The sequence below is a fragment of the Pseudomonas triticifolii genome (assembly GCF_014358015.1).
Classification (GTDB): Bacteria; Pseudomonadota; Gammaproteobacteria; order Pseudomonadales; family Pseudomonadaceae; genus Aquipseudomonas; species Aquipseudomonas triticifolii.
Genome location: NZ_JACONV010000019.1, coordinates 68,769 through 84,185, shown reverse-complemented (window position 1 = coordinate 84,185; position 15,417 = coordinate 68,769). Strand labels below are relative to the sequence as shown.

Annotated in this window: 16 protein-coding genes; 3 read left to right on the top strand and 13 right to left on the bottom strand. The window is 61.1% G+C overall.

Going from position 1 to position 15,417, the window contains the following annotated elements:
• Nucleotides 1–172: 172 nt before the first annotated feature.
• From H8S56_RS19905 to H8S56_RS19895, 3 genes are all read right to left on the bottom strand, one after another.
• Nucleotides 173–751 carry a YceI family protein gene (locus H8S56_RS19905; RefSeq protein ID WP_024689052.1) on the bottom strand — a complete coding sequence of 193 codons (579 nt, stop codon included), beginning with the start codon at nucleotides 749–751 and terminating at the stop codon, nucleotides 173–175.
• 27 nt (nucleotides 752–778) lie between these two features.
• Nucleotides 779–1,327 (bottom strand): cytochrome b, encoded by a 549-nt coding sequence (locus H8S56_RS19900; RefSeq protein WP_024695490.1) that lies wholly within the window; start codon nucleotides 1,325–1,327, stop codon nucleotides 779–781.
• A 330-nt stretch (nucleotides 1,328–1,657) separates the two neighbouring features.
• The gene (locus tag H8S56_RS19895) at nucleotides 1,658–3,523 is read right to left on the bottom strand and encodes an FAD-dependent oxidoreductase (protein ID WP_187519579.1); all 1,866 of its coding nucleotides are present in this window, start codon (nucleotides 3,521–3,523) and stop codon (nucleotides 1,658–1,660) included.
• Between the two features lie 210 nt (nucleotides 3,524–3,733).
• On the opposite strand from H8S56_RS19895, the gene H8S56_RS19890 reads away from it, so the two are divergent.
• Nucleotides 3,734–5,140 (top strand): adenosylmethionine--8-amino-7-oxononanoate transaminase, encoded by a 1,407-nt coding sequence (locus H8S56_RS19890; protein WP_024689049.1) that lies wholly within the window; start codon nucleotides 3,734–3,736, stop codon nucleotides 5,138–5,140.
• Nucleotides 5,141–5,271: 131 nt separating this feature from the next.
• Nucleotides 5,272–5,991, top strand: a complete 720-nt coding sequence (locus tag H8S56_RS19885; protein ID WP_024689048.1) for a 16S rRNA (uracil(1498)-N(3))-methyltransferase — start codon at nucleotides 5,272–5,274, stop codon at nucleotides 5,989–5,991.
• A gap of 227 nt (nucleotides 5,992–6,218) precedes the next feature.
• Here the strand turns inward: H8S56_RS19885 and trhA are convergent, their stop codons facing one another.
• Nucleotides 6,219–6,833 (bottom strand): PAQR family membrane homeostasis protein TrhA, encoded by a 615-nt coding sequence (trhA, locus tag H8S56_RS19880; protein ID WP_024688481.1) that lies wholly within the window; start codon nucleotides 6,831–6,833, stop codon nucleotides 6,219–6,221.
• A gap of 154 nt (nucleotides 6,834–6,987) precedes the next feature.
• Here trhA and H8S56_RS19875 point away from each other — a divergent pair, with 154 nt between their 5' ends.
• A complete protein-coding gene (locus H8S56_RS19875) occupies nucleotides 6,988–7,917 on the top strand; it encodes a LysR family transcriptional regulator (RefSeq protein ID WP_024688480.1) in 930 nt (309 codons plus the stop codon).
• A gap of 46 nt (nucleotides 7,918–7,963) precedes the next feature.
• Here H8S56_RS19875 and madM read toward each other — a convergent pair whose 3' ends face one another.
• The 9 genes from madM to mdcA all read right to left on the bottom strand — a co-directional run bounded on the left by madM (nucleotide 7,964) and on the right by mdcA (nucleotide 15,268).
• On the bottom strand, nucleotides 7,964–8,728 hold the full coding sequence (madM, locus tag H8S56_RS19870; protein WP_024688479.1) for a malonate transporter subunit MadM: 765 nt from the start codon (nucleotides 8,726–8,728) through the stop codon (nucleotides 7,964–7,966).
• Nucleotides 8,729–8,733: 5 nt separating this feature from the next.
• Nucleotides 8,734–9,129 carry a malonate transporter subunit MadL gene (madL, locus tag H8S56_RS19865; RefSeq protein ID WP_024688478.1) on the bottom strand — a complete coding sequence of 132 codons (396 nt, stop codon included), beginning with the start codon at nucleotides 9,127–9,129 and terminating at the stop codon, nucleotides 8,734–8,736.
• Between the two features lie 69 nt (nucleotides 9,130–9,198).
• Nucleotides 9,199–10,134, bottom strand: a complete 936-nt coding sequence (gene mdcH / locus H8S56_RS19860; protein WP_187519578.1) for a malonate decarboxylase subunit epsilon — start codon at nucleotides 10,132–10,134, stop codon at nucleotides 9,199–9,201.
• Nucleotides 10,131–10,769 carry a malonate decarboxylase holo-ACP synthase gene (locus H8S56_RS19855; RefSeq protein WP_024688476.1) on the bottom strand — a complete coding sequence of 213 codons (639 nt, stop codon included), beginning with the start codon at nucleotides 10,767–10,769 and terminating at the stop codon, nucleotides 10,131–10,133. The genes mdcH and H8S56_RS19855 overlap by 4 nt, the downstream gene beginning before the upstream one ends.
• Nucleotides 10,763–11,563 (bottom strand): biotin-independent malonate decarboxylase subunit gamma, encoded by an 801-nt coding sequence (gene mdcE / locus H8S56_RS24570; protein ID WP_187519577.1) that lies wholly within the window; start codon nucleotides 11,561–11,563, stop codon nucleotides 10,763–10,765. The genes H8S56_RS19855 and mdcE overlap by 7 nt, the downstream gene beginning before the upstream one ends.
• Nucleotides 11,560–12,411 (bottom strand): biotin-independent malonate decarboxylase subunit beta, encoded by an 852-nt coding sequence (locus tag H8S56_RS19845; protein ID WP_024688474.1) that lies wholly within the window; start codon nucleotides 12,409–12,411, stop codon nucleotides 11,560–11,562. Before H8S56_RS19845 ends, mdcE begins: the two co-directional genes overlap by 4 nt.
• On the bottom strand, nucleotides 12,404–12,703 hold the full coding sequence (locus tag H8S56_RS19840) for a malonate decarboxylase subunit delta (protein ID WP_187519576.1): 300 nt from the start codon (nucleotides 12,701–12,703) through the stop codon (nucleotides 12,404–12,406). Before H8S56_RS19840 ends, H8S56_RS19845 begins: the two co-directional genes overlap by 8 nt.
• Before the next feature lies 1 nt (nucleotide 12,704).
• Nucleotides 12,705–13,592 (bottom strand): triphosphoribosyl-dephospho-CoA synthase, encoded by an 888-nt coding sequence (locus H8S56_RS19835; protein WP_187519575.1) that lies wholly within the window; start codon nucleotides 13,590–13,592, stop codon nucleotides 12,705–12,707.
• Nucleotides 13,592–15,268: a malonate decarboxylase subunit alpha gene (mdcA, locus tag H8S56_RS19830; protein WP_024695482.1), complete on the bottom strand. Its 1,677-nt coding sequence runs from the start codon at nucleotides 15,266–15,268 to the stop codon at nucleotides 13,592–13,594. The genes H8S56_RS19835 and mdcA overlap by 1 nt, the downstream gene beginning before the upstream one ends.
• Nucleotides 15,269–15,417 lie beyond the last annotated feature (149 nt).

Here is a 15,417-nt window from a genome sequence, read left to right as displayed (position 1 = left end):
ACGGGTATGCATTCAGTCAGGCACTTTCGCTTTGACGCCCGTTTTGCGCGACTTCCAGACCTTTGCGCGGGCATACAGCCCATGACGCTGAGCGTCACTTGCTCAGGCTGTACAAACGCCATACACAAAAACGCCGACCCAAGGGTCGGCGTTTTTTCGTTCAGGCGGACACTTACTTCTTCTGTACACCTTCGAAGGTGATGTCCAGATCCAGCGTCTGCGACGTTGGGCCTGGGCCTTTGATGCCGAAGTCGTTCAGGTTAAGCGTCGAAGTACCGTTGAAGCCGGCACGGTAGCCGCCCCATGGATCCTTGCCTTCGCCGTTGAACGTGGCCTTGATCACGATTGGCTTGGTCACGCCGTGCAGGGTCAGGTCGCCGGTCACATCAGCCGTCTTGGCACCGGTGGATTTGACGCTGGTGGAGACGAACTTGGCTTCCGGGAATTTGCCGGCGTCCAGGAAGTCCTTGCTCAGGATGTGCTTGTCGCGCTCGGCATGGTTGGTAAACAGGCTGGCAGTCTTCAGCTCGACCGCGATCTTGCTGGCTTCAGGCTTGGCAGCGTCGAAACTGAACGTACCGTCCCAGTCCTTGAAGGTACCGTGGATGAAGCTGTAGCCCAGGTGGCTGATCTTGAAGTCAACGAAAGCGTGCTGACCTTCCTTGTCGATAACGTAGTCGGCAGCCATTGCCTGACCAGCAGACAACAGTGCGGTACCCAGAGCCAGAGCGGCGAGAGACTTCTTCAACATGCTTTTATTCCCGTTTTGGTTGAACAATCAATGTAGACCCAACATGCGTTTAAGGGTCACATCGCGATCGATAAAGTGGTGTTTCAATGCAGCCAGGCCATGGAGCCCCGCGAAAATCACGATGGTCCAGGCCAGATACAGGTGAATCCAGCCAGCGGTTTCTGCCTGCTCCGGCAGACCGGAAACCAGGGCAGGTATTTCGAACAGGCCGAATACCGGGATCCCTACGCCATCGGCGGTGGAGATCAGGTAACCGGCAAACATCACGGCAAACAGCGCAACGTACAGAAACAGATGACCAAACGCAGCGCCGATGCGCGTCATGCGGCTGTAGCTCGACAACGGCGGCGGTGGTGGGCTGAGCAAACGCCAGACCACACGAACGAGCATGATTGCAAACAGCGTGATGCCAATGCTCTTGTGCAGATCAGGCCCGGCTTTACGCCAGGTATCGTAGTAATCCAGCCCGACCATCCAGAGCCCCAGTGCGAACAAACCAAACACTACAACAGCCACACCCCAGTGCAGCACCATGCTGACCAGACCGTAGCGAGAGGATGAGTTACCTAGCTGCATTGCCAATACCTTGTCAGAAGTGTTACCAGACTAGCGTTTTATCTATCGAATGAAAGCGCAAAATTTCGCTTCGATGCATCGAAGAACATGATCGATCGGAGGCTGAAATTTTCCGCATCCCTGACCTTTCATCGCCTTCGCTGCAGCAGCATCCCGATAAATTCAGCGCCGTAACACTTTGTCATGACCATCGGCCGTTCGATGCCGATGAACGGCAGCATTGCAGCCCGTGAACTCATTTCACCGCACGCCCAGAGAGAGAACGAATTCGCCGCGCATAAAAAAAGGGGCACGGTTTGCACCGTGCCCCTTGCGTTCAGCGGTTGCCCGTCAGTTCTTGACGTCGGCAGGCGCTGTATCAGTAGCCTTGGCGGCAGGCTTTTTGGCGTCATCGGCCTTGGCTGGTGCCTTTTTCACGGGCTCCTTCTTCACCGGTTCTTTCTTGGCCGGTTCTTTTTTCGCAGGCTCTTTGTGCTGCGTCTTCTTCGCCGGTTCAGCCTTTGCCGTAGGCTTCTTGACGGGTTCGGCTTTCACCGGCGGCGCAACCACAGGGGCGACGACGGGTGCGACCGGAGCCGGAACCGGCGCAGGTGCTGGAGCAGGTTCAGGGGCTTTCTCAGCGGGTGCCGGGGTTTGTACCGGTGCGTCGGAGCCGCCGAACAGGCGCGAGAAGAAGCCAGGTTTCTCCGCTTGCGGCTTGGCAGGCTCGACCGGCTTATCGGAAGTGCAACCAAACAGGCTGGTGAAGAAGTTACAGTCCGACTTCTGCGGCGCTGGCGCTGGTGCCTTCGGCGGAGCGACCTTGACCGGTTCGAACGACTTGCCTGCCGCCAGATCCTGCACCTGACTGGCTGCCCGCTGACCACTGCGCAGCGCACCTTCCAGTGTGCCGGGGTACAAGGTGTCGGTGTGCTCACCCGCGAACGCGACACGCTGGATCGGCCTTTCCCACAGACGCCAGTATTTGCTGATCTGGCCGGGACCGAACGCCAGATACGAACCGCCCGTGGACGGGTCGACGCTGTAACGACGGATTTCATAACCGGTGTAGGCACCGCGTGCCTCAGGGTAGAACGCATGCAGGCGGATCAGCACCTGATCGACCAGTTGCTTGTCGCCAAAGGCCTGCATGATGCGAGCGTTGTCGCCGGACAGGTTGATCACCACATTAGCGCCGCCCTTGAGCGCAGGCTCGATCCACAGCATGCCAAGGCCCGTGTTACTGAACACTTCACCCGACATGCGCGCCTTGCTGTCCCAGACCGGCGTCTTGAACTTGAGCATGATCTGGTCGCGCCAGCCATAGTTGGTGCTCTTGATCGCGCCCATGTGCTGGGCATCCAGCGCGGGGGTCATCTGAATCTTGCTCAGCGAACGCAAGGGCACTGCCATGACGACGTAATCAGCGGTGTAGCTCGCCGCACCGGCCTTGACCGTGACGTGGTCCTTGTCTTGAATGACGGCCGACACAGGCGAATTGGTTTTGATGGTTTTCAGCTGCTTGACGAACGCCTGAGCCAGCACGGTGCTGCCACCCGGCAGACGCGAGGCCCGCAGGTCACGCTCATCCACGGAGCGATAGACACTGGACTGCTGAGCGAAATACAGCAGCGACAGGCGCGAAGGCTCGTCGTAACGCGTACGAATCTGCTGATTGATCAACTGCCGCGCTGTGGTCGGCAGGTTCAGGCGATCCAGCCAGTTGGCGACGTTGATCTGGTCGAGCGCGAACAGGGTGCTGTTGGACGCCGGGTTCTGTGGGTCATCAATCGAACGCGCCAGGTTGTCCAGCGTATCGTTGTAACGCTTGATGGCTTCGGCAGTGGCCGGCTGTTTGACCGCCAGATCCGCCTGGGTGAAGTGCACGCCATCGATCAGGTAGCTGGGCGTACGTACGAACTCGGGTGCAGGCACGGTAGCCAGCTTGAAAGCGTCCAGATAGCGGTTGAGTACCGGCTGCGCCTTGGTGTTGCCGATCCACTCACTGGTGGCCAGCCCCGAGCGTCCGCCCAGACTCGGCTTGGCTTCGAGCAGCGTGACCTGCCAGCCTTTGACTTGCAGTTCATAGGCCGCTGTCAGGCCAGCCATGCCGCCGCCGACGACAATCGCGGTTCGTTGTTTGTCATCAGCGAGCGTCGAAACGCTGACCAGCCCTGTCACTATCAGCGCACACGCGCGCAGCCACCCAGAAAGCATTCCGTGAACTCCGAAAAAACAAGGGGAAGGTTGGGCAAGTCAGCCCGGAACATCGAATAGCGAGGCAGGATACGCGAGCCATCAGATAGCCGCCAGCAATGTCCGTCGCCCCTTAAAACTGCATCAAAGGTTGTGACACAGCCGGGCATTGCATAGGCTTGCGCGATTGTTCGTCCTCGCCTCAAGCGAGTCGCTACCCGGAGATTGCATATGGGCCTGAATGACCAGTGGATGCAGCGTGACCTCAAGGTCTTGTGGCACCCCTGCACCCAGATGAAAGACCACGAAAACCTGCCGTTGATCCCGATCAAGCGTGGCGAAGGGGTGTGGCTGGAAGACTTCGAAGGCAAGCGCTATCTGGACGCCGTCAGTTCCTGGTGGGTAAACGTGTTCGGACACGCCAACCCGCGTATCAATCAGCGCATCAAGGATCAGGTTGATCAGCTGGAGCATGTGATTCTGGCCGGTTTCAGTCACCAGCCGGTGATTGAGCTGTCGGAGCGCCTGGTCAAGCTCACACCTGAAGGGCTGACACGCTGCTTCTACGCCGATAATGGTTCGTCCTGCATCGAAGTCGCGTTGAAAATGAGCTTTCACTACTGGCTCAATCGCGGCCAGCCGGAAAAGAAGCGTTTCGTGACGCTGACCAACAGCTACCACGGCGAAACCATGGCCGCGATGTCGGTCGGCGACGTGCCGCTGTTCACCGAAACCTACAAGGCGCTGCTGCTGGACACCATCAAGGTGCCAAGCCCTGACTGCTACCACCGCCCCGACGGCATGAGCTGGGAAGAACACTCGCGCAACCTGTTCGCGGCCATGGAGCAGACGCTGGCAGAGCACCACGCCAGCGTTGCGGCGGTGATCGTCGAGCCGCTGATTCAGGGCGCGGGCGGCATGCGCATGTATCACCCGATTTATCTGAAACTGCTGCGCGAAGCCTGTGACCGTTATGGCGTACACCTGATCCACGATGAAATCGCCGTGGGTTTCGGCCGTACCGGCACGATGTTCGCGTGTGAACAGGCGGGCATTCGTCCTGACTTCCTGTGCCTGTCCAAGGCCCTGACCGGCGGCTATCTGCCGCTGGCAGCCTGCCTGACGACGGACGATGTCTACGACGCGTTCTACGACGATTACCCGACCCTGCGCGCCTTCCTGCACTCGCACAGCTACACGGGCAACCCGCTGGCCTGCGCCGCGGCGCTGGCGACGCTGGACATCTTCGAGCAGGACAACGTTATCGAGAACAACAAGGCGCTCGCGCAACGCATGGCAAGTGCCACGGCGCATCTGGTGGACCATCCGCACGTCGCGGAAGTGCGCCAGACGGGCATGGCGATTGCCATAGAGATGGTCCAGGACAAAGCCAGCAAGACCGCCTACCCGTGGCAGGAGCGCCGGGGCATGAAGGTGTTCCAGCACGCTCTGGAACGAGGCGCACTGCTGAGGCCTTTGGGCAGCGTGGTGTACTTCCTGCCGCCTTACGTGATCACGCCCGAGCAGATCGACTTTTTGGCCGAGGTGGCCACCGAAGGCATCGACATCGCCACGCGCAGCAGCATCAATGTGGCGGTGCGGGAAAACTTTCATCCGGACTTCAGGGATCCGGGCTGATCTGGCAATAACAGGCCGATGCCTTCGCGGACAAGTCCGCTCCCACGCTGGATTACATACCGCGTAGGAGCGGGTTTGTCCGCGAAGGCTTTCTCAAGACAAACACATCAGTACGCCTACAGAGAAACACCATGAGACTGTCCCGCTTTTTCACCGACACGCCGCTGAGCCTGGGCGAGCACGAATTACCCGAAGCCCAGGCGCATTACATCAGCCGCGTACTGCGCATGACCGAAGGCGACGCATTGCAGCTGTTCGATGGCTCCGGCAGTGAGTTTCGCGGCACCTTGCTGGAGGTCGGCAAGAAACGTGTTCGTGTGCAACTGGACGAATGCTTTGCCGGTCAGGTCGAGTCAGGGCTGCGCATTCACCTGGGTCAGGGCCTGTCGCGTGGCGAGCGAATGGACTGGGCCATTCAGAAAGCCACCGAACTGGGCGTGAGCGAAATCACCCCGATCGTCAGCGAACGCTGCGAAGTGCGCCTCAAGGATGAACGTGCTGAAAAGCGTCAGGCGCACTGGCAGCAGATCGCGGTCAGCGCCTGTGAACAGTGCGGCCGCTCGGTGGTCCCGGTGATCCACCCGCCGATGCCGCTGGCCGACTGGTTGAAACAGACCGAAGCCGACCTGAAACTGGTCCTGCACCCGGTTGCCGAACCCCTGACCAGCCACGAAAAACCGGCAAGCCTGGCGTTTCTGATCGGCCCGGAAGGCGGCCTGAATGACGCCGAAGTCGAACACGCCCAAACTGCCGGTTTCCACGCCGCCCGACTCGGCCCGCGCGTGCTGCGCACCGAAACCGCCCCCGTTGTGGCGTTGAGTGTGGCGCAGCAGTTGTGGGGCGATTTTTAGGTATGACGCGCAGTCCTTGTGGGAGGGGGCTTGCCCGCGATGAACGATGACGCGGTATGTCAGGAAAAGCGTGTCATCGCTGGCAAACCGCCCCCTATCAATCAACCCGTAACCCACTGAAGAAAACTGATTTCGTGGGAGCGGACTTGTCCGCGAATGCAGCAGTCCGCTGAGTGCCGTGTGTCGCAACGTTTCCCGGCACACTCCGCAATGGTGATCCGGTCCCCTCAAAGCACATAAAAACAAATCGCCACGAAGTGCATCAGACTGCCGCCGATCACGAACAGGTGCCAGATGCCGTGCCAGTGGCGGATGTGGTCGTAGGCGAAGAAAAGGATGCCGACGGTGTACAGCACGCCACCGCCCGCCAGCCAGATGAAGCCGGCCACGCCGAGCGCCGCCAGCAGCGGTTTGATGGCGACCAGGACGATCCAGCCCATCACCGCGTAGATCACGATGGAAAGAATCCGCGCTTCCGACCGTGGCTTGATCTCCTGCAGGATACCGATAAGCGCCAGCCCCCAGACGATCCCGAACAGGGTCCAGCCCCACGCGCCGCGCAAGGTGACGAGGCAGAACGGTGTGTAGCTGCCAGCGATCATCAGGTAGATCGAAAAATGATCAACCTTCTGCATGATGGACTTCGAGCGCCCTTTCACGCTGTGGTAAACCGTCGAGACGCTATAAAGGGTAACCAGACAGACGCCATAGATCGCCATGCTGACCACCTTCCAGACATCGCCATGCAGGCTCGCCATGACCAGCAGCCAGATGGCCCCGACGGCCGCCAGAACAGCACCCACGAGATGAGACCAGGCGTTGAATTTTTCTCCGTAGTACATCCACGTATTACCTTGTTTTGCCGAAAACGCTGATTGCAGAGGCTCCCGGTTATTGAAACAAAGTGCAACGTATCTGTCTGTGACAGATATTTCAGGCAGCCAGCCTCGCTTTAGTTGTGCACAATCCAGCCACATCAATAAAAAGCGCCACGCCATGCAGATCGATGACGAACTCACGCTCAAAAAACTGGAAATCTTCCTGGCCTTCATGCGCACCGGCAATCTGGCCCGCGCCGCGGCGGAATTGCAGACCAGCAACGTCAGTGTGCATCGCGCCATTCACTCGCTGGAAAGCGCCCTGCGCTGCCCACTGTTCAAGCACGAAGGCCGCAACCTGACGCCACTGGAGAGTGCTTATATCCTGGAGGAACGTGCGCAAAAGCTGATTCAGGACGTGATCACTACGGTTGAACTGACGCGTCAGGCTGCGGGGTTCTCGGCAGCGCGGTTTCGGCTCGGGGCCTTGTATTCGCTGACGGTCAAGACCGTGCCGCAGTTGATCATGGGCTTGAAGATCCGCCGCAGCGAGTTGAATATCGACCTGATTCTGGGCTCCAACATCGACCTGCTCTACAAGCTCAAGAATATGGAGGTGGACGCGATGCTGGTGTCACTGGATGAAAGCACCAACGACCCGGACTGCGAGCACCTGGCGCTGTTTTCGGACGATATCTTTCTGGCCGTGCCCACCGATTCGCCGTTCGCCGCACACCACGAAGTGGACCTGAGCGACCTGCGCGAAGCGACGTTCATCACCCTGACCCAAGGCTTCGCCACCCACCGCGACGGCATCCGGGTATTCGAGCAGGCCGGTTTCGAGCCCAAGGTGGCGATGCAGGTCAATGACATCTTCACGCTGCTGAGCATGGTCAGCTCTGGCGTCGGCTATGCGCTGCTGCCAGGGCGCATCGCGGCCGTTTATGAGAACCGTGTGCGGCTGATCCCGCTGCAGCAGCGCTACCGGATGCAGCAACACATCGGCATGGTGTTTCTCAAGTCCAAGGAGCGCGACCCCAATCTGCTGGCACTGGTGGCGGAATGCCGGATGTATGCAAACAGGTTGCTGGAGCCGCAATCGCCTTGAGCACAACCCACCTCAAGCGCAGGCCCGCGCTTGAGGTATGAGCAGGCTATCCCAGCAGACCACGCATGATGACGAACAACAGCGAAGGCCCCAACAGGCAACCCAGCGCGGTATAAAACGCAGCGGTCAGGCAGCCATAAGGCACCAGCTTCGGATCGGTTGCCGCCAGCCCACCCGCCACACCACTCGACGTTCCCATCAGCCCGCCGAAGATGACCGCACTACGCGGGTTATTCAAACCAATGAACGGTGCCACAAAGGGCGTTGCGATCATGACCAGAATCGCCTTGATCAATCCCGCCGCAATGGACAGCGCCATGACTTCCGAGCTGGCACCGATGGCCGCGCCGGTCACGGGGCCGACGATGTAGGTCACGGCTCCTGCGCCGATGGTCGTCAGGCTGACCGCATCGGTATATCCGAATGCACTGGCAACCCCTACACCGGCAATGAACGAGGTAGCGATACCGACGAACAATGAGAGGACACCTACGTATCCCGCCCGCTTCAGCTCATTGACGTTGACGCCGAAGGCCGTCGCGACAATCGCAAAATCCCGCAGCATTGCCCCGCCTAGCAGGCCAATGCCGGAGAGCAGTGGAAGATCCACGACACCTTTCTGCCCGCCCGTCATCGCCCCGCCGATATAGGACAGCACAAGCCCCAGCAAGATCGCGATGGCCGAACCGTGCAGACGGCCTTTGGTGAAAGTGTCGGAGAGCCAGTAGGAAAACCACATCGTGATGCCGATGACCGCAAAGCCGCTGATCAGCCCGTAACTGGTGATGACCTTTATCATGGACTCGTACATGACCCTTACCCCGCCGTCTTGGTAGGAGCGGCAGGGACTTGTGTCTGTCCTTTGCCCATGCGTGTCAGGACCGGAACCATCGCGAAGGCAACCACCACGGCCAGCGTGCCAGCGAGGATCGCCATCGGGCCGCCCTTCAGGGCACCATAGACATTCTGCTGTGCGGCCATCGCGACCACGATCGGAATGTAGATCGCGCTCCAGAATTCGACACCCTGTTCTGTCTTGCCTTTGAACAGTCCACGCTTGCTCAGATAACTGCCGAGCCCGATCAGCAGCAACATGGCAATACCAACGCCGCCGACATTGGCCGGCACGCCTATCAATTTGCCCAGTACTTCGCCGATGAAAATACCCACCAGCGTACAAAACGCCAAAAACGCCACACCGTAAATAATCATTGTTGTTATTCCTCTGTTTGCATTGCTGAAGTTGTTGTTTTTGTCCTTCGTAGCAGCTGCACGGCGTCTCTATTGGGTGCGGGTGCCCTCCTCTCGCGATAGCGCGACCAGACTGTCCAGACGCGCAGCCTGAAAGGCCACTGCCGTTCCCTGTTCGAACACTCGGCGCGCCAGCCCGGTCAGCACGGCACCGGGCGGCAATTCGATCTGCAGACGTACGCCTCGCTCATAGGCGGTCTCAACGGTGCTGCGCCAGTCGACAACCCGGCACATGTTGAACGCCAGATCATCACGCAGCTTTTCAGGGTTCATGACCGGCCGCGCCGTGCTGCCGCTCAGGTACCGAACGTTCGGCTTCCTGAGATCGACCCTGGCGAAGGCCTCGGCCAGCGTTCGCGCGGGCGCTTCGAGCAATGCGCAATGCGACGGCACGCTGACCGCCAGACGCTTGATGGCCGCCGCACCCGCGGCCTTGGCAAGCAGGCCGACCTGACGCATCGCCTCGGCGCTGCCCGCCATCACGAGCTGGTTCTCGGCATTGATATTGGCGAGAAAGACCGGTGTTTCGGCCTTGTGAACCTGAGCGATCATTGCTTCGACCTGCGCTTGATCCAGCCCCATGACTGCTGTCATGCCGTAGCCTTCGGGGTAGGCGCGCTGCATCAACTCACCGCGCAACGCCACCAGCCAAACCGCATCTTCGAATGCCAGTGCGCCTGCGATCACAGCGGCCGGATAAGCACCGATAGACAGTCCGGCCACGTAATCAGGTTGGCAGTCACGCGCCTGCAACAGCCGGGCACAGGCCACGCCCGCGATCAGCAGACACAATTGAACGGCACGCGTGGATTGCAGCGCAGGAGTTGTGTCCAGCGCCATGACGTCTTCGTCCAGCGCCGCGCACGCCTGTTGCAGGCAGTCGCGAACGGTTTGATCGTCAGGCAATTGATGCAGCATGCCCGCCTGTTGCGCGCCCTGACCGGGGAACACCCACAGGCTGCTCATGCGCACACCTCGGCCAGTTGCCAGGGGTCTGTCACCAATCGGGCACCACTGGCACTCTTGAGCAAAACCCGACCGGCGGGCCGTGCCCACTCGCGCAGCGCAACGGCACCCTGTTCAAGCTGCAACTGGACGTCGATCCGGCAGACCGATGTTTCCAGCGCCTCGACCAGTTCAGCGGCCCAATGCCGATCCACAACCTGAGGCGTGCGCAGGATCAGATCCAGGTCGCTGTGCTGATGCAGCGCACTGAAACCACTGGCCAGCTCGAATCCGGCGCTGCCACCGACGCCCCAGCTCAAGCCCAGGGAATCCATGACCGGACGCACCTGCCGCAAGGCCTGAAGTGCAGGCCAGTCCTGCAAACAGTCAACACCGGTATCCACCAGTTGCTCGGGACTTACCCGACGATAGATATCCGCGCAGGCCATGCTCGCGGCATAACGCTGTTCACGGGCGCGGCCACGCAGACCGACTGCAACCAGCCCCGCCGCCATGACCTGACGCCGCACCACCACTGGCCGACCGGCCAGCACGGCCTCGACAGCCCAGTCGGGCGCATCGGCAGGCAAAGCAGACAGCGGCATGCCCCACACCAGGTCGTGGGGCCGCACGGCTGAAGCCCGCTCGTTCACCACTGCGCCCGCATCAGTTGGCGCACATGGGCCGAAGCCGCCCGATTGCTCGCGCCGAGACGACTGCTCAAGTCGGACCCGCTGGCGTACACATCCTTGATTGCACTGCTCAGCACATGACGCACCTGGGCGAGATCGTCCGCGCCCGGCTGTTCGATCTGGCTCACCGACAGGGTTTCCCATAGCAACCCGAGGCTGGCGTAACTATCGATGTCGTATGCCATCGGCGCAATCGTCGCGGCGAGTTTTTCCAGCTCCTCGACGCTGCGCAACGTAACGCGAGCCGCCGAAGCCTTGCCCATGGCGTGCACCATCACGCCCGGATCACGCAGGGCAATCAGTCGGTTGGCCTGATAACCATGGGCCAGGAACGCCCCTGACATCGCCTTGCCGACCAGCAGGCCGATCACCGGGTGGCCCGCCAGCCGCGCCCGGGCGTAGCTGTCTACTGCGCCGGCCAGTGCCTGATGAATGCCCAACGCTTCCTCTCGGCGACCATAGGCCTGGCTCGGTACATCGACGATGGCGATCAACGCGCGCTTCTCGGGACGCGCACGATCCAGTTCGATCGCCTCATCCACCGCCTTCGCCAGGCCCCAGCCTTCGAGCAGACCGACCTCGCCCTGGCGCGCCCGGGGAAAACGGTTTTGCGCGTCGGCCACCACCGCCACAAAGCGCACAGTTTGCTCACCCAGCGTACCGTCGGCCACCCTGAGCGACGCAGGCAGACCAGCGACTGGCGTGGCACCTGCGCTTAGTGCGTTGAACCAGTTCAAACCCCGTTGTTGAGTACTCATGACCGGGCTCCTTGAAAAAGAGTGCGCACGGTTTGCGGGTCGATCTGCGACTCGGTGTCGAGATTCGCCAGTCGCTCCAGAAACAGCGCGTGCTGAGCGCTACGGTGCTGCACAGGCACGCCCTGCCTGAGCCAATCACTGACCTGCTGCCTGATGGCAGCCACGTCGTCGGCGGCAAAACCGTCCACCAGGTGGCTGGCAAAGCGCTGCTCGCCACCGGTCAGGCTCCAGATGAATGGCCGGTCGCGGGAGTCGTACTCTTCGATGCCCGCCTCTTGCTCGATCACCTGCGGACCGTTCAGACCCAGTCGTGCTTCCTGCGTGACCAATAGATAACTGCACAGACCGGCGGCGATGGACATGCCGCCAAAGCAGCCGACACTGCCTGCCACCACGCCGATCACCGGCTGGTATTGCCGCAGATCGACCATCGCCGCATGAATCTCGGCAATCGCAGCCAGGCCCAGATTGGCTTCCTGCAAACGCACACCGCCGGTTTCCAGCAGCACGATGGCGGCAGTCGGGATACCGTTACGGTTATCCTCGGCGGCCAGCTCAAGTGCGCTGGCCATTTTCGCGCCGCCGACTTCGCCCATGCTGCCGCCCTGAAAAGCACCTTCGATGGCTGCAATCACCACTGGCAGGCCATCGACCGTGCCCTTGGCGACTACCACGCCATCGTCGGCCTGTGGCACCACGCCCTGACGCGCCAGCCACGGCGACATCACGCGATCAAAGGGGTCGATCAGTTCGCGAAAAGTGCCCGCATCCAGCAACGCGCGGGCACGCTGGCGAGCGCCGAGTTCGATGAAGCTGTGCTGACTCAACAAGCGAGCGGTATCAGTCATGGCTGACCTCCTCGAAGCCCTGCTCCATGCGCAGACGCACCACACCCGGCGTGGCGCCGAAGTCGTGAATATCGATGCTCAACGCAGGTGGCGTCTGGCCCTCGAACATGCGCTCGAACAGGTGTTTCCAGCGCAACGAAGCGCCGTTGACCGAGGTCACTACTTCAATCGTCAGCTTGCCCGGCTGCCCGGGCTCCAGCAGTACTTCCAGGTCGCCGGAGCCAACGCAGCCCACCAGCGCACGGCCTTTAGGCGGCTGTCCGGCGGGGAATTCAAAAGACAGGGTTTCCATATCAGGCACTCCTCGGTGCAAGGCTGGGTACGTGGCCGAGCGCAGGCTCAAGACCCTCGACAAACAGACAGGCCGCCAGCAGGTCTGCTGCGCCTCCGGGCGATGCGTTGAGAGCCAGCAATTGCTGGTCGAGGTAATGCAGTGCGCGCCGACCCGCCAGGCTGGCGCTACCGCCCGCGTCCAGCACCCGTTGCGCGCCCTGTTGCATGGCCTGCAACCCCTCAAGCCCGGCGCGGTACAGCACGCAGGTGTCAGCCAGGGTAGTCATGATTGCCAGCAATGCATCCAGACGTGCGTTCTGCTCGCCACTGCCTGCCGCACGGCTGCGCTGCAATTGCGGCAGCGCGACGTTCATCACCGCAGGGAAACCCAGTTGCGCCTGTTCGCGCGCGCCCATCGCGCCATAGCGCTGGGCAACCACGCGGCCGTGGCTGTTGCTGGCGACCACCTGACGATCTTCGATCAGCGCCAGTCGGGCGGCACGCTGGCAAACAGTCGCGGCTTTACAGTCTTGGGTATCCAGCGCCGCGGCGGTCACCAGCAGACCCAAGGCCCAGATTGCGCCACGATGCGTGTTCACACCGCCCGTGGTCTGCAGCATCGTCGCCTCACCTTCGCGCCCAAGACGGCCCAGCTCTTCACGCAATGGCTGACCGATGGTTTTGAACTGCGCAGCAGCCTCGGCCATCAGCTTGAAGGTCGGCCACAGCGACAGGGCTGAGGCGTGCATCAATCCCAAGTGCAGGTCGGTGTGCGCGCCATTGCCGCGTCGGTCAACGAGCGCGGGCTTGGGCGACAGATTGGCCTCGTCCATCAGCGCATCGACCGCCAGATCGGCCAGATGCCCGGCCAGCGAAACGGGTTGCGGTGTCAGTTGAAGTGCACTCATCACCAACTCCTGAATTTGGCAGGCGGGTTGTAGAGGCCACCGGACCACTCGACCAGATCGGCGATGCTTTTCGCCGCCAGCAATTCACGGCTGGCGTCAGTGCGGCGGATGCCGAGGTCTTCCGGCAAGGCAATCAGGCCTTCCCGGCGCATGCGGGCGGTGTCTTTCGGGTTGTGGCGCAAGCCGATCGCGGTCACGCCTGCCACGGCGGCGATCATCGCCTGGCGCTCTTCCAGGCTGCGGGCCTTGTAGAGATAGGCGATGCCCTCTTCGGTCAACAGGTGAGTCACGTCATCGCCGTAGATCATGATCGGCGCCAGCGGCATGCCGCTCTTGCGGGCCACTTCCACAGCGTCGAGGGTTTCGACGAAGGTCGGTTTGCCGCCCTCCTGAAAGGTCTCGACCATCTGCACCACCAGTTTTTTACCGCGTTCCAGATAGGCGGCCGGGCCGTCATCGGTCTGCTGGCGCATATCGAGCCAGGCCGGCGTCGCATGACGACGGCCTCGCGGGTCGTGGCCCATGTTCGGCGCACCGCCGAAACCTGCCAGACGTCCACGGGTAACGGTCGAGGAATGCCCGTCGCCATCGACCTGCAAGGTCGCGCCGATGAACAGGTCCACCGCGTACTGTCCGGCCAATTGGCACAGCTGCCGGTTGGAGCGCAACGAACCGTCACGCCCGGTGAAAAACACGTCCGGCCGCGCGGCAATGTAGTTTTCCATGCCCAGCTCGGTGCCGAAGCAATGCACGCTTTCGACCCAACCGCTTTCGATGGCCGGGATCAACGTCGGGTGCGGGTTGAGCGTCCAGTTGCGGCAGATCTTGCCTTTGAGACCCAGCGACTCACCGTAGGTCGGCAGAATCAGCTCGATGGCGGCGGTGTTGAAGCCGATGCCGTGGTTCAACGACTGAACGTTATGTTTCTCGTAGATGCCGCGAATGGCCATCATCGCCATCAGCACATGCACCGGTTTGATGTGGCGCGGGTCGCGGGTGAACAACGGTTCAATGTAGAACGGCTTGTCGGCGACCACCACGAAGTCGACCCACGACGCCGGGATGTCGACACGCGGCAGGTCGCTGACGTCTTCGACCAGTTGATTGACCTGCACGATGACAATGCCATCGCTGAACGCAGCGGGCTCGATCAGCGCGGGGGTGTCTTCGGTGCTCGGGCCGGTGTAGATGTTGCCGGCCTTGTCGGCCATGAAACCGGCGGCCAGCACCACATTGGGGATCAGATCGACCACCAGCCGCGAATACAGCTCGATGTAGGTGTGAATCGCGCCGATTTCCAGCAGGCCGTCTTCCAGCAACTGGCTGATACGCAGGCTTTGCGTGCCGGCGAAGGAGAAATCCAGCTTGCGGGCGATGCCCTGCTCGAACAGGTCCAGGTGCTCGGCGCGTCCGACGCTGGGCATGATCATGTGCAGGTCATGGATTTTGGCTGGATCAACCCTGGCCAGCGCTCGGGACAGAAAGTCCGCCTGTTTCTGGTTGTTGCCCTCAAGCACCACGCGATCACCGGACACCAGCAAGGCCTCCAGCGCCGCGACGATTTTGTCAGTCGGCAGCACCACGCCGTCGGCCAGGGCCCGCACCTGTTCGAGTCGCCGCTGTTTCTCGGTGCGGCGACGCGTCCAGCGCGCGTCGGGGGAAGTTGTTGTTGTCATGATCGCTCCACGATTTCGCTGTCGTGGTTCACCTTAGAAGCGATCAGTGTCGGGCATCAATCAAGCAATCGACGCAATCGTTACGCCTGGAGTAATGATTACCCAGGCCGTTGGAAACACTCGCGAAACACTTGGCTGATTTGTGTGTA